Source organism: Aeromonas sp. 603079 (genome assembly GCF_049172135.1).
GTDB lineage: Bacteria > Pseudomonadota > Gammaproteobacteria > Enterobacterales > Aeromonadaceae > Aeromonas > Aeromonas veronii.
On sequence record NZ_JAAKPX010000004.1, the window covers coordinates 159,495 to 175,769 of the forward strand.

The 16,275-nt window shown below is 59.4% G+C and carries 13 protein-coding genes; 11 read left to right on the top strand and 2 right to left on the bottom strand.

Translation table 11 applies throughout. The annotated features are described in order from the left end of the window. Window positions 1-3: 3 nt before the first annotated feature. Window positions 4-1,524, top strand: coding sequence for a SpoVR family protein (locus G5287_RS04100; protein WP_040065652.1), 1,521 nt, complete (start codon window positions 4-6; stop codon window positions 1,522-1,524). 164 nt (window positions 1,525-1,688) lie between these two features. Here G5287_RS04100 and fadJ read toward each other — a convergent pair whose 3' ends face one another. Further along, on the bottom strand, window positions 1,689-3,836 hold the full coding sequence (fadJ, locus tag G5287_RS04105) for a fatty acid oxidation complex subunit alpha FadJ (RefSeq protein ID WP_227343047.1): 2,148 nt from the start codon (window positions 3,834-3,836) through the stop codon (window positions 1,689-1,691). Then, the gene (gene fadI / locus G5287_RS04110; protein WP_227342818.1) at window positions 3,836-5,146 is read right to left on the bottom strand and encodes an acetyl-CoA C-acyltransferase FadI; all 1,311 of its coding nucleotides are present in this window, start codon (window positions 5,144-5,146) and stop codon (window positions 3,836-3,838) included. Before fadI ends, fadJ begins: the two co-directional genes overlap by 1 nt. 182 nt (window positions 5,147-5,328) lie before the next feature. Between fadI and G5287_RS04115 the strand changes: the two genes are divergently transcribed. The 10 genes from G5287_RS04115 to G5287_RS04160 all read left to right on the top strand — a co-directional run bounded on the left by G5287_RS04115 (window position 5,329) and on the right by G5287_RS04160 (window position 16,239). Next, window positions 5,329-6,279, top strand: coding sequence for an AAA family ATPase (locus tag G5287_RS04115; RefSeq protein WP_064341237.1), 951 nt, complete (start codon window positions 5,329-5,331; stop codon window positions 6,277-6,279). Then, the gene (locus G5287_RS04120) at window positions 6,270-7,172 is read left to right on the top strand and encodes a DUF58 domain-containing protein (protein ID WP_421230891.1); all 903 of its coding nucleotides are present in this window, start codon (window positions 6,270-6,272) and stop codon (window positions 7,170-7,172) included. The genes G5287_RS04115 and G5287_RS04120 overlap by 10 nt, the downstream gene beginning before the upstream one ends. After that, window positions 7,157-7,696 (top strand): DUF4381 family protein, encoded by a 540-nt coding sequence (locus G5287_RS04125; RefSeq protein WP_421230892.1) that lies wholly within the window; start codon window positions 7,157-7,159, stop codon window positions 7,694-7,696. Before G5287_RS04120 ends, G5287_RS04125 begins: the two co-directional genes overlap by 16 nt. After that, the gene (locus G5287_RS04130; RefSeq protein WP_421230893.1) at window positions 7,693-8,685 is read left to right on the top strand and encodes a VWA domain-containing protein; all 993 of its coding nucleotides are present in this window, start codon (window positions 7,693-7,695) and stop codon (window positions 8,683-8,685) included. The genes G5287_RS04125 and G5287_RS04130 overlap by 4 nt, the downstream gene beginning before the upstream one ends. Beyond that, window positions 8,676-10,127, top strand: a complete 1,452-nt coding sequence (locus tag G5287_RS04135; RefSeq protein ID WP_421230894.1) for a VWA domain-containing protein — start codon at window positions 8,676-8,678, stop codon at window positions 10,125-10,127. Before G5287_RS04130 ends, G5287_RS04135 begins: the two co-directional genes overlap by 10 nt. Window positions 10,128-10,147: 20 nt before the next feature. Further along, window positions 10,148-11,659: a hypothetical protein gene (locus tag G5287_RS04140; protein ID WP_421230909.1), complete on the top strand. Its 1,512-nt coding sequence runs from the start codon at window positions 10,148-10,150 to the stop codon at window positions 11,657-11,659. Window positions 11,660-11,672: 13 nt separating this feature from the next. Then, window positions 11,673-12,272 carry a sigma-70 family RNA polymerase sigma factor gene (locus G5287_RS04145; RefSeq protein ID WP_421230895.1) on the top strand — a complete coding sequence of 200 codons (600 nt, stop codon included), beginning with the start codon at window positions 11,673-11,675 and terminating at the stop codon, window positions 12,270-12,272. Continuing rightward, window positions 12,265-13,044 (top strand): DUF3379 domain-containing protein, encoded by a 780-nt coding sequence (locus tag G5287_RS04150; protein WP_227342808.1) that lies wholly within the window; start codon window positions 12,265-12,267, stop codon window positions 13,042-13,044. The genes G5287_RS04145 and G5287_RS04150 overlap by 8 nt, the downstream gene beginning before the upstream one ends. 402 nt (window positions 13,045-13,446) lie before the next feature. Continuing rightward, window positions 13,447-14,730, top strand: a complete 1,284-nt coding sequence (locus tag G5287_RS04155; protein ID WP_227342806.1) for an outer membrane protein transport protein — start codon at window positions 13,447-13,449, stop codon at window positions 14,728-14,730. A 252-nt stretch (window positions 14,731-14,982) separates the two neighbouring features. Further along, the gene (locus G5287_RS04160; protein ID WP_227342804.1) at window positions 14,983-16,239 is read left to right on the top strand and encodes an OmpP1/FadL family transporter; all 1,257 of its coding nucleotides are present in this window, start codon (window positions 14,983-14,985) and stop codon (window positions 16,237-16,239) included. Window positions 16,240-16,275 lie beyond the last annotated feature (36 nt).

Sequence of the window (16,275 nt, forward strand, 5' to 3'; positions counted from 1 at the left end):
CACATGATCGAAACAGAAAAACGTGTAGCGCCACTGGATGACGGACCAGACTGGAACTTCGATCTGCTGGAGACCTATCACCAGGAGATCGCCCGGGTCGCCCGTTTCTACAAGCTGGACACCTACCCCAACCAGATCGAGGTGATCACCGCCGAGCAGATGATGGATGCCTACTCCAGCGTCGGCATGCCCATCGGCTATCAGCACTGGTCGTTCGGCAAGCGCTTTATCCATACCGAGCGCAACTACAAGCGCGGCCAGATGGGACTGGCCTACGAGATCGTCATCAATTCCGATCCCTGCATCGCCTACCTGATGGAGGAGAACACCATGCCGATGCAGGCGCTGGTGATGGCGCACGCCTGCTACGGTCATAACTCCTTCTTCAAGAACAACTACCTGTTCAAGGCCTGGACCGATGCCTCCTCCATCATCGACTACCTGCTGTTCGCCAAGAACTACATCACCCAGTGCGAAGAGAAGCATGGCATCGAGGCGGTGGAACAGCTGCTCGATTCCTGCCATGCCCTGATGAACTTCGGGGTGGATCGCTACAAGCGTCCCCAGAAGATCTCCATGGCCGAGGAGAAGCGGCGCCAGAAGGCGCGGGAAGATTATCTGCAAACTCAGGTCAATGAGCTGTGGCGTACCCTGCCCAAGCAGCATAAAGCGGCAGGGGTGGAGGACAGGCGCTACCCCGCAGAGCCCCAGGAGAACATCCTCTACTTCATCGAGAAGAATGCCCCCTTGCTGGAGCCTTGGCAGCGGGAAGTGGTGCGCATCGTGCGCAAGATAAGTCAGTATTTCTATCCACAAAAGCAGACTCAGGTGATGAACGAGGGGTGGGCCACCTTCTGGCACTACACCATCCTCAATCACCTCTATGACGAGGGCAAGCTGAGCGATCGCTTCATGATGGAGGTGCTGCACAGCCACACCAATGTGGTCTATCAACCTGCTTACAACAGTCGCTACTACTCGGGGATCAACCCTTATGCGCTGGGGTTTGCCATGTTTACCGACCTGCGCCGCATCTGCGAGAACCCGACCGAGGAGGATAGATACTGGTTCCCCGACTATGCCGGCAGCAACTGGGTCGACACCCTCCACTTTGCCATGCAGAACTTCAAGGACGAGAGCTTTATCAGCCAGTTCTTAAGCCCGAAAGTGATGCGGGATATGAAGTTGTTCGCCATTGATGACGACGATCTGAAGAACTATCTGAAGGTCTCCGCTATCCACAATGACGAGGGGTACCGTCAGGTGCGCAATACTCTGTCGGCCCAGTACAACCTCAGCAATCTGGAACCCAATATTCAGGTGTACAACGTCGCCGTGAAGGGGGATCGCTCCCTCACCCTGCGCTATGTGCCCCACAACCGCATCCCCCTTGGCGACTCTCGCCATGAGGTGCTCAAGCACCTCCATCAACTGTGGGGATTCGACGTGGTGCTGGAGCAGGACAACGGTGAACTGCCACCCGATATTATCGGCCGCTGCCCGGAGCGTAAGCCGGGTATCTAAGCTTACCACCTCGCAAATGGCCCACTTCGGTGGGCCATTTTTTCGGCCTTCGCCTCTGCCTGCATCATCGCAGCACCACCTGAATAACCCGAACAAACCACAGCATAGAAAGAGGCCCGCATGGGTGCGGGCCTCGTTGTCTTGCGGTCAATCTGCAGCAGTTATCAGTAGAAGGTCTGCTGCTCTGCGGCCATTGCCTTGAGGCGGGCACAAGGGGCAAACCGGTCGCCATGGCGCTTCTGGTAATACTCCAGACGGCCAACCAGATGATCAATCCCAAGCGTGTCCATGTAGCGGAACGGGCCGCCAAGGAAAGGCGGGAAACCGATGCCGAAGATGGCACCGATATCACCATCACGGGCCGACGCCACCACACCGCTATCCAGCGCCATGGCCGCTTCGTTGAGCATCAGCAGCACGCAGCGCTCGGCGATCTCCTGACGGGCCAGCTTGGCAGACGGCTTGATGCCGAGCACGCCATAGACGCTCTCGTCCACCGTCTTCTTGCCCTCTTTGCCAGTCAGCTTGTTGCGCGGTGCCGCCTTGCCATAGAGATAGAAGCCCTTGCCGTTCTTGCGTCCCTTGCGATCATTTTGCAGCAGCTTGTCGAACGCCTTGGGCGCCTGGAACTGCTCGCCGCCCAGCTCTTTCTCAAGGATGGGGGAGATCTTGGCGCCCACATCGATCCCCACCTCATCGAGCAAGGTGATGGGGCCAACCGGGAAGCCAAAGTCCAGCAGCGCGCTATCCAGCACCTCTACCGGCTCCCCTTCCAGCACCAGTCTTGCCGCCTCATTCATGTAGGGCGCCAGGATGCGGTTGACGTAGAAACCGGCTTCGTCCTTCACCACGATGGGCGTTTTGCCCTGGGCGCGGGCAAAAGCCAGGGTGGTAGCGACCGTCTCGGCACTGGTGCCAGCGTGGGGGATGATCTCCGCCAGCGGCATCTTGTCCACCGGGCTGAAGTAGTGCAGCCCCACGACTCGCTCTGGGTGCGCCGCCTCTGCCGCAATCTGGTTGATGGGCAAGGAAGAGGTGTTGGAGGCAAACACTGTGTGCTCACCGCACTCACGCTCCACGTCCTTCACCATCTGGTGTTTGAGATTGAGATCTTCAAACACCGCCTCCACCACCATGTCCACCCGGTGGAAACCGGAGTAGTCGAGGGTACCGGTCAACAGGCTCATCTGCTTTTCCAGCTCGCTGCGCAGGATATGACGGCGCTTGAGCTTCTTGGCCAGAATGTCATAGCTGTAGCGCATGGCATTGCCGATCCCGGCGCTTGCCACATCCTTGATCCGCACCGGCACGCCCGCCTTGGTAGCGGTGACGAACGCGATGCCGCCCCCCATCAGACCACCGCCCAGCACGGCGGCATGGCCCACCTTGCGCGGCTCGGCTCCCTGATAGGTGACCTCTTTCTTCATCTCCGTGGTGGCAAAGAAGATGGAACGCAGGGCGGCAGACTCGGCAGTCATCACCAGCTCGCCAAAGTGGCGGGATTCAGCGGCCAGACCGGCCTTCATCCCCTCCTCCACGCCGATGCGTACCACGTCCAGGATCCGCTCCGGCGCCGGATAGTTGCCGCGGGTCTTGGCTTTCACCCCCTTGCTGGCCTGATCGAACAGCACCTTGCGACCCAGCTTGTTGGTCTCCAGCACCTTGCCCTGCAGATCCCGTTTCAACTGATGGCGCGGTTTGCCCTTCTTGGCCAGCTTGATGGCAGCATCCAGCAAGATTGACGGCGGCACCACATCGTCCACCAGCCCCAATTTCTTGGCTTGTTTGGCCCGCACCTGCTTGCCGGTCAGCATCAGATCCAGCGCCTTGGCCACCCCGATAAGGCGCGGCAGACGCTGGGTACCGCCAGAGCCCGGCAGCAGACCGAGCTGCACTTCCGGCAATCCCAGCACGGTTTTACCGTGCTCGGTCACCACCCGACCATGGCAGGCCAGCGCCAGCTCCAACCCGCCACCGAGGCAGGGGCCATGAATGGCGGCGATCACCGGAATGGTCAGCCCCTCGATCTCGGCAAAGATCTCCTGCCCTTCTCGTGACAGGGTCTCGGCATCCTTGGCACTGGTGCAGGCGGCCAGCATGGTAATGTCAGCGCCGGCGATGAAGGAGTCCTTCTTGCCGGAGGTGATCACCAGCCCGATCAAATCCTTGTTGCGTTTTACCTCGTCCAGTACGGAGCGGATCTCCTCGACAAAGGCGGCTTTCAGGGTATTCATGCTCTCGCCCGGCACATCCATGGTGAGGATGCCGATGCCATCTTTGCGAACATCCAGGGAAAAAGTCTTAGCGCTCATCATTCAACCTCCAACACCATAGCCACGCCCAATCCACCCGCCGCACAGGCGGTGTTGAGCCCCAATCCCCCACCGCGACGACGCAGCTCGTGCAGGGTCTGGGTGATCATCCGCGCACCGGTCGCGGCAAAGGGGTGGCCATAGGCCAGCGAACCGCCGAGGACGTTGAACTTCTCCATGTCCACCTCGCCGATGGCCTGATCGCGGCCCAGCTTGTCACGGGCAAACTCGTGGCTGGCAAACATCTTGAGGTTGGCCAGAGTCTGGGCGGCAAAGGCTTCGTGCATGTCGATCAGAGTCAAATCGCTGAGCGTGATGCCGGCTCTGTCCAGCGCCAGCGGCGTGGCGTAGGAGGGCCCCATCAGCATGTCTTGCCACACATCGATGGCCGAGAAAGCGAAGCTGCGGATATAGCCCAGCGGTTTGAGGCCCAGCTCTTTCGCCCGCCCTTCGCGCATCAGCAGCACGGCGGCAGCGCCATCTGTCAGCGGCGTGGCGTTGGCAGCCGTCACTGTGCCATGAACCCGATCAAACACCGGCTTGAGCTTGGCGTAGCTCGCGAGATCCGAGCTTTCACGGATATTGTTGTCCCGCTCCAGCGGCGACTTGTAGGGCGGTACATGGGCGGTAAACACCTCGCCACTGAGCTTGCCATCGGCCCAAGCCTGCGCGGCCAGAGTGTGGGAGCGATGAGCTAACGCATCTTGCGCCTCGCGGCTGATCTGGTGACTCTTGGCCATCTGCTCGGCGGTCTGTCCCATGGAGAGGCCAGTAGAGTATTCCGCCACGGCAGGCGGCACCGGCAGCAGATCCTTGACCCGCAGCTGACGTAGAATATTGAAGCGCTGCTGCAGATTGCGCGCCTTGTTGAGATCCACCAGGGCACGGGCCAGCTTCTTGCTCACTCCGATAGGGAGCACGGAGGAGGAGTCCGCACCGCCAGCGATGGCGATATCCACAGTGCCCGCCATGATGGATTCGGTGACGTTGGCCACCGCCTGAAAACTGGTGGCGCAGGCGCGGGAGACGCTATAGGCATCGGTATTGACGCTCATGCCGGTGCCAAGCACGATTTCACGGGCAATGTTGGGGGCTTCCGGCATCTGAACCACCTGACCAAACACCAGCTGGTCGATAAGCTTGGGATCGAGATTGGTACGGGCGAGCATCTCGCTCACCACCAGTTTGCCGAGATCGACTGCAGGCACGCCATGAAAGGCGGTGGCCTGCTTGGCAAAGGGGGTACGCAGCCCCGCCACGACGGCAATCCGTTCGCCCTGGCGAGTCGTCAGTTTCAATGGCTGTTTCATCCTGGCTCCTTGGTTTAAAAGGCAGAGGTCTGACCTCATTGCGCCACATCTTAACAATCCAATCACAAGTTTCATACAGCTGATTGAAACTAAATTAAGCACGGCAAGGCCCCTTTGCTCGCCCTTGGGGAGCAACTGGAGTATAAAAAGATCAACTTCCATAAAAACAACGGGTTTATCGCATGGCAGCGGCCGAGTTCAGAGCACTTAGGGACTATCTTGGCAGTCAGATCCTGGGGCAGGAGGAGCTAATAGAAGGGCTCCTGATTGCCCTGTTATGTGAAGGACATGTGTTAATCGAAGGGGCCCCCGGCCTTGCTAAAACCCGCGCCGTCAAGGCGCTCGCTGGCGCCGTCGAAGGGCGCTTTGCCCGTATCCAGTTTACCCCCGACCTGCTTCCTGCCGATCTCACCGGCAGCGAGGTGTTTCACCCGCAGGATGCCAGTTTTGTTTTCCAGCCAGGCCCCCTCTTCAACCATCTGGTGCTGGCAGACGAGATCAACCGGGCGCCAGCCAAGGTACAATCAGCGCTGCTGGAAGCCATGGCCGAACACCAGATCACCGTGGGCAAAAAGAGCTGGCGGCTGCCACCTCTCTTTATGGTCGCCGCCACCCAGAACCCCATCGAGCAGGAGGGAACCTATCCCCTGCCGGAGGCGCAGCTCGACCGCTTTCTGCTCAAGTTGATGGTGGATTACCCAAGCCCCACCATGGAGCTCGCCATCTTGCAGCTCAACGCCAGCGGCGAACAGCTTGGCGCGGCACCAGTGACCCTGAGTCAGACCAGCTTGCAGCGTGCCCGCAGCGAAGTGCTGGCGGTAACCATGCAAAGCCGACTGGAGCACTATCTGGTGGAGCTGGTCTGCGCCACTCGCCCGGGCAGCGGCCTTTGCCCTGCCCTTGAGCCATTGATTGCCGTGGGGGCCAGCCCTCGGGCTACGCTGGGGCTGGCTCGCTCCGCCCGCGCCCGAGCCTGGCTTGCCGGACGAGATTATGTGCTACCGGAAGATATCCAGCTGCAAGCCTATCCGGTGCTGCGCCACCGCCTTATTCCCAGCTATCAGGCACTGGCCGACAATCTGGATAACGATATCCTGATCGCTCAACTGCTGGATCAGGTGCCATGCCCCTAGAACCCGGTCTGCATCCCGATATCGCCCTGTCGCTGCCACGGCTGCTCAATATCCGGCTATGGGCCAAGGCCAGGAAGCCACCTCACGCAGGCAGAAGCAGCAGCGAACGCGGCAAACCGGGCCGCTCTCCCGGACTCACGTTTCGGGAGCTGCGCGCCTATCAGGCTGGTGACGAGGTACGCCATATCGACTGGCGAGTGACCGCACGCCTCGGTCGTCCCTATACCCGCCTCTATAGCGAGGAGCTGGATCAGGCGCACTGGCTGCTGCTCGATCTCTCTCCCGCCATGTATTTCGGCTCCACACTGCAGCTCAAGGCGCGACTGGGGTGCGAGCTGGCTGCAGCCCTGATCTGGCAAGGGGAGAAGCTGCACAACACCCTGATTTGCCACGGGCTTATCCCAAATCACCAGAGCCAGCGCGGCAGCGTGCTGCCCCTGCTCGAATCCCTCTGCCATCACTATCAGCAAGGGCTGGCCCGCCGGGCGCTTTCTCACTCGCTGGGCGACACCTTGTCCGGCGTGAAGCTGCCTCACGGTGCCAAGCTGACGATCATCACCGATCACAGATCCTGCGAGTCGGCGCTCTGTCAGCAATTGCAACTGCTCTCCCGCCGCCACGATATTCACTATTGGCAGATCCGTGACCCCCTCGAGGCAGCCCTTCCCCCTGACGGCCAGCTGCCAGTGGCTATCGATCGGCCAGGACAACACTATCAGGGCTGGCTGGATGGGGGCCATGCCGGTTTCTCCCGCCGCTACCAGCAAGCTGCCGAACAGCAACTGACCCACGGCAAGCAGCAGTTGCTGCCGCTGGTACAGCGCCTCTACCTGCTCGATAACGGCCAGACGCTGCAACAGCAGTGGCAGGAGGGGTTATGTCATCAGGGATGATCTCCCCCGCCGAGCTCGACAGCGCCAGTCCCGCCTCCGAGGCCATCACTCCGCCATTGGCCGCCCTGATGCGCGACATCCACCCTGGGCCGGATCTGATTGAACAGAGTCTTGATCCCAGAGTGCAGGCGCTACTGTGGCTATTGATCACAGCGTTATTGCTGCTGCTGATCGTCTTGATTGCCCGGAGAGTGATACGTTACCGCCGCTGGTGTCATCAGCTGGAGGGAGATCCGGCGCTGCTGGTGGCACGCATACAGGAGGCCCTGCGTCATGAAGCACTGCAACGCTGGCCCGAGGCGCGCCAATTGCAGGGAGAGGCGTGGCTCGTCTTCGTCGATCGTCACGGCGGCAGCAATTTTAGCCAGTTTTCGTCTCACTGGAGCAGTTGGCTCTATGGCAGCCAGAACCCGACTCGCGAGCAGAGCGAACAACTGCGGCAACATTATCGCCGCTGGGGTCAGACCCTCTTCTTGCAACGCTCTCCCCGCTCGGGGCGTAAAACCTCACGGAGGCATTCATGATCCTGGCCTGGCCCTGGTTTGCGCTGGCGCTGGTACTGCCCTTGCTGGTGCGCTTCGGCTTGCCGCCCCTGCGCCGCGGCTATCTGGCTCACCCCGGGTTTGCGCTGCTGCGTCCTCAGGCCGGATTACCGCTCTGGCGCGCCATGCTGCTCTGGTGCGCCCTTATCCTCGCCCTCTGCCGCCCCCAGTGGTGGGGAGAACCGGTTATTCAATATGAAGGGAGTCGGGATCTGCTGCTGGCGGTGGATCTGTCAGACAGCATGCGCACCCCTGATATGCTCGATAACAGCGAGCAGCAAGCACGGCTAACGGCGGTGCGCCAGCAGATCAAGACGCTGATCGCCAAACGGGCCGGAGACAGGGTGGGCCTCATTGTCTTTGCCGATCACGCCTACCTGCTCTCTCCCCTCACTCAGGAGATCCCGGCGCTGTTGACCTTGAGCGACGAGCTCGATTTTGATCTTGTCGGCCGAACCACCGCCCTTGGCGAAGCCATCCAGCTGGCACGTCAGCATGGAGATCCGGGTCGCCCCACCGCCCTGCTGCTGGTCACTGATGGCCGCAATACCGCAGGCAATGCCGACCCGCTGCAGGAGGCAAAACTCGCCGCAGCGCAGGGAATACGGATCTACACGCTGGGGGTCGGGGCCGATCCCGATAACTTTATTCAACCCTACGATGAGGCGGGCAGCGGTCAGGCCGATCCCAGCAGCGAACTGGACGAGCCGCTCCTGAAAGAGCTGGCACAGACAGGCCAGGGGCGTTACTTTCGGGCACGCACCCAGAGCGATCTCGATGCCATCAACGTGACCATCAATGCCCTTGAACCTGCCCCCATGCCGATTGCCCAGTACCAGCCGGTGATCGAGCTCTACCCCTGGCCGTTGGCACTGCTTTGTGGCTTGTTGCTTCTGCCGTCAGGGCACGGCAGGCTGGAGTTTCGCATGGTGCGTAGCTGGCTGACACGAGGCGCACGCAGATGGAGTTGATCTTGCTCCGCCCCCTGTGGCTGATCGCACTCATCCCCTGGCTCTGGCAAGGGTGGCGCCGTCGTCGCAAGCCCACGCTGCTCGCACCTGCGATGCAGGCTTATCTGCTGCCAGCATCCCACCCTCAACGCCCCTGGCTTTGGTTGGCGACACTGCCCGTCATTTTGGCTCTGAGCGGACCGGCACTGCGCGGCGAGCTGCAACAGCAGCCTGCAGCGCCGCTCGATATCTGGCTGCTCGACTTGTCACGCTCGATGACCGCCACCGACCTCAAACCGGATCGGGCGACCCGGGTCAGGTGGCTGTTGCAGCAACTGCTGAGCCGTGCTCAGGGCGAGCGCATCGCGCTGATCCTCTACGCAGGCGATGCCTACCTCGCCATGCCGCCCACCCGGGATCATCAAGCCCTTTCGCTGCTGCTGCCCGACTTGCGCCCCGATATCATGCCGCTGCAGGGCAGCAACCCGGCACGGGCGGTGGAACTTGCCATGAAGCAGCTGGCCCCTGGAGAACAAGCGCGTCTGCTGCTGATCACCGACGACCTCACCCGGAATCAGATGACCCAAATCGCCGCCCTGTGGCCCTGCCAGCAACGCCTTCTTTGCCGCGATACCCAGTCGGCACGCCTCGATATTCTGCTTGCCAGCAGTGGTCAACCGGCCCCCATGCCCGCCATTCCGGCCAATGAGTTGGGGTTTGCCGCCCGCATGCCCGCGCAGTTGCCCGCCCCCGATAGTCAGGCCATTGCCGCACTGGCCAATCGCCTCGGCGGTGAGCTGCAGTGGCTTGGCAGCAACACACCCCGCTTTGCTTCCCTCCCCACCACGACCTCGGCCCTCACCCCGGCACCACTGGATCTTGGCCCCTGGCTGCTGATCCCCTTGTTACCACTGGCCTTGCTGGCCAGAGTCGGCGCCCGGTTGATGATGGCGCTGATGGTGGGTGCTCAGCTGCTTGCGCCACAAGACCTGCAAGCGGCAGAGAGGGGAGACCTGCAAGCGATGCAGGCTTATCAAGAGGGGGATTTTCAGCGGGCAGCCCGCACCTTCAACGATCCAGTCTGGCGCGGCAACGCCTGGTATCGAGCTGGTGCCTACCGGCAAGCCATCTCAGCCTATCAGGAAGCGGCGAGCGCCACTGCCCACTACAACCGCGGCAATGCCCTGCTGCAACTGGGGGAGTTTGCCGCAGCCAAAGAGGCCTATCTGGCCGCTCTGGCGCTTGAACCCGGCCATGAAGATGCGCTCTATAACCTCTCTCTGTTACAGGGTGGAGCGACCGCAGCTCCCGATACCAGCAACAGCAAGCAACCCGAACCATCGGCAACTCAGCAGGCGACGGCAATGCCCCTGCCCCCCTCTCCCCCGGTGTTGCTGCTGGAGCAGCGACTGCGCAAAGAGGCGCTGCGCCGGGATCTGATCAAGGTGGAGGAACCCTGGTGACGCGGGCAGGATGGGGGCTGTTGCTCGCACTGGCGAGTCCACTTTGCTGGGCCCAGCCCCCACGGGCAGAGCTGCTGCCGGGGGCCGACTCCAGCGATTGGCTGCTGATCATCGAAGCGGATGGCGAGCGCCAGAGCAGCGAACTGGAGATCACCCCCCTACTGCGCCAGTTTGCAGTGGGCAGAGTGACCATGAGCCGGGTCACCACCCCGGTACAACAACTGACTCGCTGGCAGATCCCGCTGCACCAGAGCGACTCACCCGCTAATACAAAGGTGGTGATTGCCCCGCTCAAGCTGGGAAATGAGTTCACTCCCTCGCTCACCCTGCCATTGAGAGAGGTGAAAACAGCGGCGCTGCCGCAACCCGCAGCCCCCTCGCCCCTCGAGATGCAGGCCAGCCTTGATCATCAGGGCCCGCTCTATCCCGGCCAGCCTGTGATCTACCGGCTGACACTATGGCTGCCCACCAGTATGCAAAACCCGGCCCTGAGCGAACTCAGCTCTGCCCACTTCACTATCCGTCGCCTCGGTCGCGACGAGTGGATCGCCCCCGCTCAGGCTGGTCTGCCCGGCAGGCTCACCCGCAGCTGGCTCGTTCAGGCAAAAGCGCCTGGGCTCTGGCACCTCGACTCGCCCCGCTTGCAGGGGCAGCTCACGCAGAAAGGGGGCAAGCCCCAAAAACTCTCGGCCCGCGCGGCACCGCTCGAGGTAAGGGTCGACAAGGCCCCCGCCACGCCGGTGGCCACCCGGCTGACCCTGAGTCAACGACTTGAACCGGCCACCACGGGGGAAGTGGGTGAACCGCTGATCCGGATCCTCACCCTGACCATGGAAAATGGTGACAGTGCCCAGATACAGCTTGCCCCCCTGATGGCCCATCAACTGCCAAGCGGCATACAGGCACATCCCGATGGCGAGCAACAGCAGGAGCGTTACCGAGATGGCAAGCTGCTGTTTAAGCGACAGTGGCGCCAGACTCTGGTCGCGGAGCAGAGCGGCGACTACCAGCTGCCCCCCATTGATCTGCCCTGGTTTAATACCCAAAGTGGCCGGATTGAGCAGGCCAGCCTACCTGCCATCACGCTGACGTTTCAGGCAACGACAAATCGGCAACCTGATCAGCAGACATCGCAGATGGCACTGCGAGAGAGCCTTTGGTGGGTCGTGCTGGCCATAACGCTGCGTGCGCTATGGCGCCACTGGCCCCGCTGGCGCGCCTTCTATCAACTGCAACGAGCCCTTGCCCGACACCAGCCGGATGCCAGTCGCAAGACGCTGATCCGGTGGGCGACCTTGCGCTGGCAGGTCTCCTATTATCAATTAGGCCAGTTGCCTGACGCTGGGCATAATCGGCTCGGCAACGCGCTAGCCGCACTCGAGCGAGCCTGTTTTTCACGACCCTCTTCTGGCCCCCCCATCGAGTGGCGCGCTCTGGCGCGTACCCTCAGGGCAGATGAAGCTGCCGGTATTGCGCACCTGATTTACCTGCTGGCGCACGGGATTTCCCGCTCCCGCCGCCACGCCCCCTGACAAGGATTGCTCTATGGCACAGCTGTTTTTTAGAAAAAAACGTGCTCAGCAGCATATTGGTGGAAATGATCCGGCCATTTCGCCGGTCTCTGATCCCATGGCTGACAAACAAACCAAATTTGAAGCACTGGTTCATGCGCTGCACGGCGATCTCTACCGGTATGCCTACTGGCTGACCCGGGATCCCAACGTAGCGGAAGATCTGGTGCAAGAGACCTTTCTGCGTGCATGGAAGGCTATCGACACCCTGCAGGATGACAAGGCAGCCAAAGGGTGGCTGATCACCATCCTCAGACGGGAAAACGCCCGCCGCTTTGAACGCAAACAGCTGGAGCTGATTGATCTCGACGATCACCCTCAACCCCAGCACGATGCGCTGCACAGCGAACAGGAGATGGAGAACGAGTGGTTGCACCGTCACATCGCCCGGTTGCCCGAGGAGTATCAGGAGCCACTGCTGCTGCAAGTCGTGGGAGGATTCAGTGGTGAGGAGATTGCCGAGATGCTCGGCCTCAACAAGAACACCGTTATGACCCGACTGTTTCGCGCCCGCAACCAGATCAAGGAGGCGATGGAGCAGAAGAACCAAGCAAGAGGACACGGACATGGATGAACTCGAATTTCGCCGCAACGCCATGATCCAGCCCAACGATCAACAACCGGACTTTCTCAAAACTGCTGAAGCAAGCCAGGCCAATCGGAACTACCTCGACGAGATGAAGCAGTTCGACAGAAGCCTCAAGCGCACCATGCAGGTAGAGGTTCCCGCCGGGCTGGCCGAGCGGATCCTGCTCAGGCAAGCCATGCTGCAAGACAGTGACGCGCCAGATGATATGCCGCCATCCCGCCCCCTTGGCACGGCACCGGTCAAGATCCGGACATCGACATCCTGGCGCCAGATCGCCCTGGCTGCATCGGTCGCCTTCCTGCTGGGAATGAGCACCCGCTGGATCACGCTGCCAGAAACGGCTCCTGCGGCCCTCTCCCTCGCACAGGTGGCGATGGCTCATGTCTATGGTGAAGAACCCTTTATTGAAGGTGTCGATGAGCAGGTCAATCTGCATAGCATCAATGCCAAGATGGAGAAGTATGGCGCCACCTTAAGCGGGATGGATGGACTCAAGGTGACCTATGTCAATCACTGCTCGTTTTATCAGGGACCGGCCTTGCACATGGTGATCCAGGGAAAGATGGGGCCAGTCACTCTCTTTTTAGTGCCCAAACATGTGCCATTAACCCTGCAACAGGACACCTTTGATGATGGCACCCTCAAAGGGGAGATAGTCCAGCTCAAAGGCGCCAATATGGTACTGATTGGCGAGATGAAAGAGCCACTTGCCCCTGTTGCCAACGCCCTGCAGTCACGTCTGCAGTGGGACATTTAACATCGCTGGTTAACAACCTCAGAGCCATCCTCAATAGCAGGCGGCGGTCACGAGACGCTGCCTGTTCCCTCCCTGTTTACTCCCCTTTGTCACTCATTTGCCTCAAGATTTCGAAAAATTGACAAAATTATTTTTGTGACGGAGATCGGCAATCCAGGTCAATATTCCGCCTTTAGACCCTGAAAATGATGAATTAAACAGCAAGTTAAAACAAATGATTAACACATCGATCACTTTTATGTATTCTGCTGTCACTGGTCTGATTTCTTACCTCCTACCAGATCCATAGAATCACGCCAGAATTGATTGGGAAGAAGCTGAAATAAAAACGGATTTTGTCGAGGTTTGCATTGAACGTGCAGCCAATATCGGCAAAAAAATCTGCCTACAAGAGAGAACACCATGACGACAACTATTTTCAAGAAGAGCCTGATTGCCGCCACCATCGCGCTGGCCACCGGTCAAGTCCATGCCGCGGCATTCCAGTTGAACGAGCACTCGGCCTCCGGTCTGGGTCGCGCCTATGCCGGTGAAGCGGCTATCGCCGACAACGCCTCCGTGCTGGCCCGTAACCCGGCTGCCATGACCACCTTCGACAAGATGGCGGTTTCTGTCTCCGGCACCTACATCAAGCCGGATGTCGATGTGAATGGCAGCGTTGCTACGCCTCTGGGTACAGTTCCTGCCAGCGAATCAGGTATTGCTCCGTCAGCATTCGTTCCTGCCGCTTATTTTATTCAGCCGCTGAATGACCAGTGGGCTTGGGGTATCGGCCTCTTCTCAAATTACGGGCTATCTACCGAGTACTCCAAAACCTTCCCGGCTGGTGCCGGTGCCGGTGATACTGAACTGATGACTCTCAATATCAACCCGAACATCGCCTATCGCATCAATGAGCACTTCAGTGTGGGTGCCGGTATCAACGCCGTTTACGGTGCTGCCGAACTCAACCGCTATGCTGGTCTGCTGGGTCCGCTGAACCCACCGAGCCAGGGTGGCCCGCTGGCAACAGATACTCGCTTGGCTCACCTGAAAGGCGATACCTGGGGCTTTGGCTGGAACGTTGGCACTCTGTACGAAGTCAATGAGAACCATCGCTTTGCTCTGACCTACCGTTCACAGGTCGATATGAGCTTTGATGGTGACTTCCAGGGGCTCACTTCAGGGAACCGCACTGTTGATGGCAATCTGAAACTGGATCTCCCTGCTCAGGCCGAGTTTGCCGGTTATCACCGTTTGAATCAGCAATTCGCCGTTCACTACTCTGTCAACTGGACTGACTGGAGTGCCTTCCAGGAGCTGAAAGCAACCAGCGGCCAATGCGCTGGCGGCGTATGTCTGCAAAAGGATGAGAAGTTTAAAGACTCTACTCGTTACTCAATCGGCGGTACCTGGTATATCAACCCGGCTTGGGAAGCGCGTATTGGCTTTGCTTATGACAACAGCCCAATCGAGCCCGAATACCGCAGCCTGAGCATCCCGGATTCTGACCGTGTCTGGTATAGCGCTGGCGCGACCTACCATATCAATACTGATATGAGCATTGACTTTGGTATGGCCTATCTGGACGGTAAAGAGGTTGATGTCAACGAAGGTCTGCGTAACCACTCAGACCCTCTGCGTTGGAAAGGCTCCTCCCACGGCAATGCCTTCCTGGCCTCTGCCCAGTTCAATATGAAGTTCTGATTAGAACGCCACCGAAAAGAGCGCCGACAGGCGCTCTTTTTTTATCCGAAAAAACAGTTTCAGCGCACAGCTGTAGCACACACGTGTTTATTTTTCTTTTTCAATCAAGCTATTAGACTACATCATCCCAGCATTAAATCTTGTTTTCTCCGGATAACCACCATGAGCGTTGCCTTACTGGTCATACCATATAAAATCCTGCCTCCATCCATATGACCTATTGAAACCTCGGGTAACAGCAAGGATTTTCCCATGCATTCCATCATCAAACCGTCCGCCATCGCCCTGCTGGTGATCGCGGGTCAAACCCATGCCGCCGGGTTCCAGCTGGCTGAACAATCCGCCACGGGCCTGGGACGCGCTTTTGCCGGTGAAGCCGCCATTGCGGATAACGCCAGCGTACTCTCCCGCAATGCCGCAGCCATGACCCGTTTCGATCAGATGGCGCTGTCTGGCGGAGCTATCTATGTCAGCCCTGACGTCAATATCGAAGGCCACACACGTTTGCCGACGCAAGCCGGCATCGTCACCTCCGATGCGAGTGCACACGATATCGCGGCCTCGGCCTGGGTGCCCAACGCCTATCTCATCATCCCGCTGAATGAGCAGTGGCGCCTCGGCTTCTCGGCCACCTCTTACTATGGTCTTGGCATCAAGATGCCGGATAACTACAGTGCCGGCCACTTTGGCAATGTTTCCGATATCAAGACCATGGATTTGGGAACCTCTCTTGCCTATCGCATCAATGAGATGTGGTCAATTGGCGCAGGGATCTCTGCTATTCAGGGCGAGGGCGAAGTCGGTGGCACCTTCCCCTCTCGCAATCTGATAGCAAAACATCTGCAAGGGGATGGCTGGGCATGGGGCTGGAATGTCGGCACCTTGCTGGAGTTGTCGGAGCAAACCCGGATTGGGCTCTCATACCGCCACGATGTCAATTTGACACTCTCGGGTGATGCCATTCTTGGCCTGCCCAACGGCAAGGAGCTAAAAGACACAGGTTCTCTGGATCTTCCGCTACCCGCAACGGCAGAGCTTGCTGCATTTCACCAGCTGACCGAAAAACTGGCGATCCATGGCAGCCTGAACTGGACCAACTGGAGCAAATTTGTCCAGCTGGAAGCCGATCTGGATACACTGCCCAACATGCATATCAAGGATGAACACTGGGAAGATAGCTGGCGCTATGCGATCGGGATGACCTATCAACTGACTCCCCAGTGGCAGCTGCGCTCGGGAGTTGCTTACGATGCGAGCCCGGTACCAGCGGATCGCCGTACTATCTCCATTCCTGATGCCGACCGGATCTGGTACAGCCTGGGGATGGGTTATCAGTTCACCCCCAACCTGACCATGGATCTGGGGTTAACCCTGATCGATGGCAAGAAGGTTGATGTTACTGAAAAAATGGAGTTGCAACCGGGCAACCCGCAGAGCACCTCCACCTTCCAGGGCACCTCCGAGGGAGATGCCTGGCTGGCTGGCGCCCAAATGAGTTATCTCTTCTAAGTTCCCTCCCTGCAGAAAAACACTATGCCAATTATT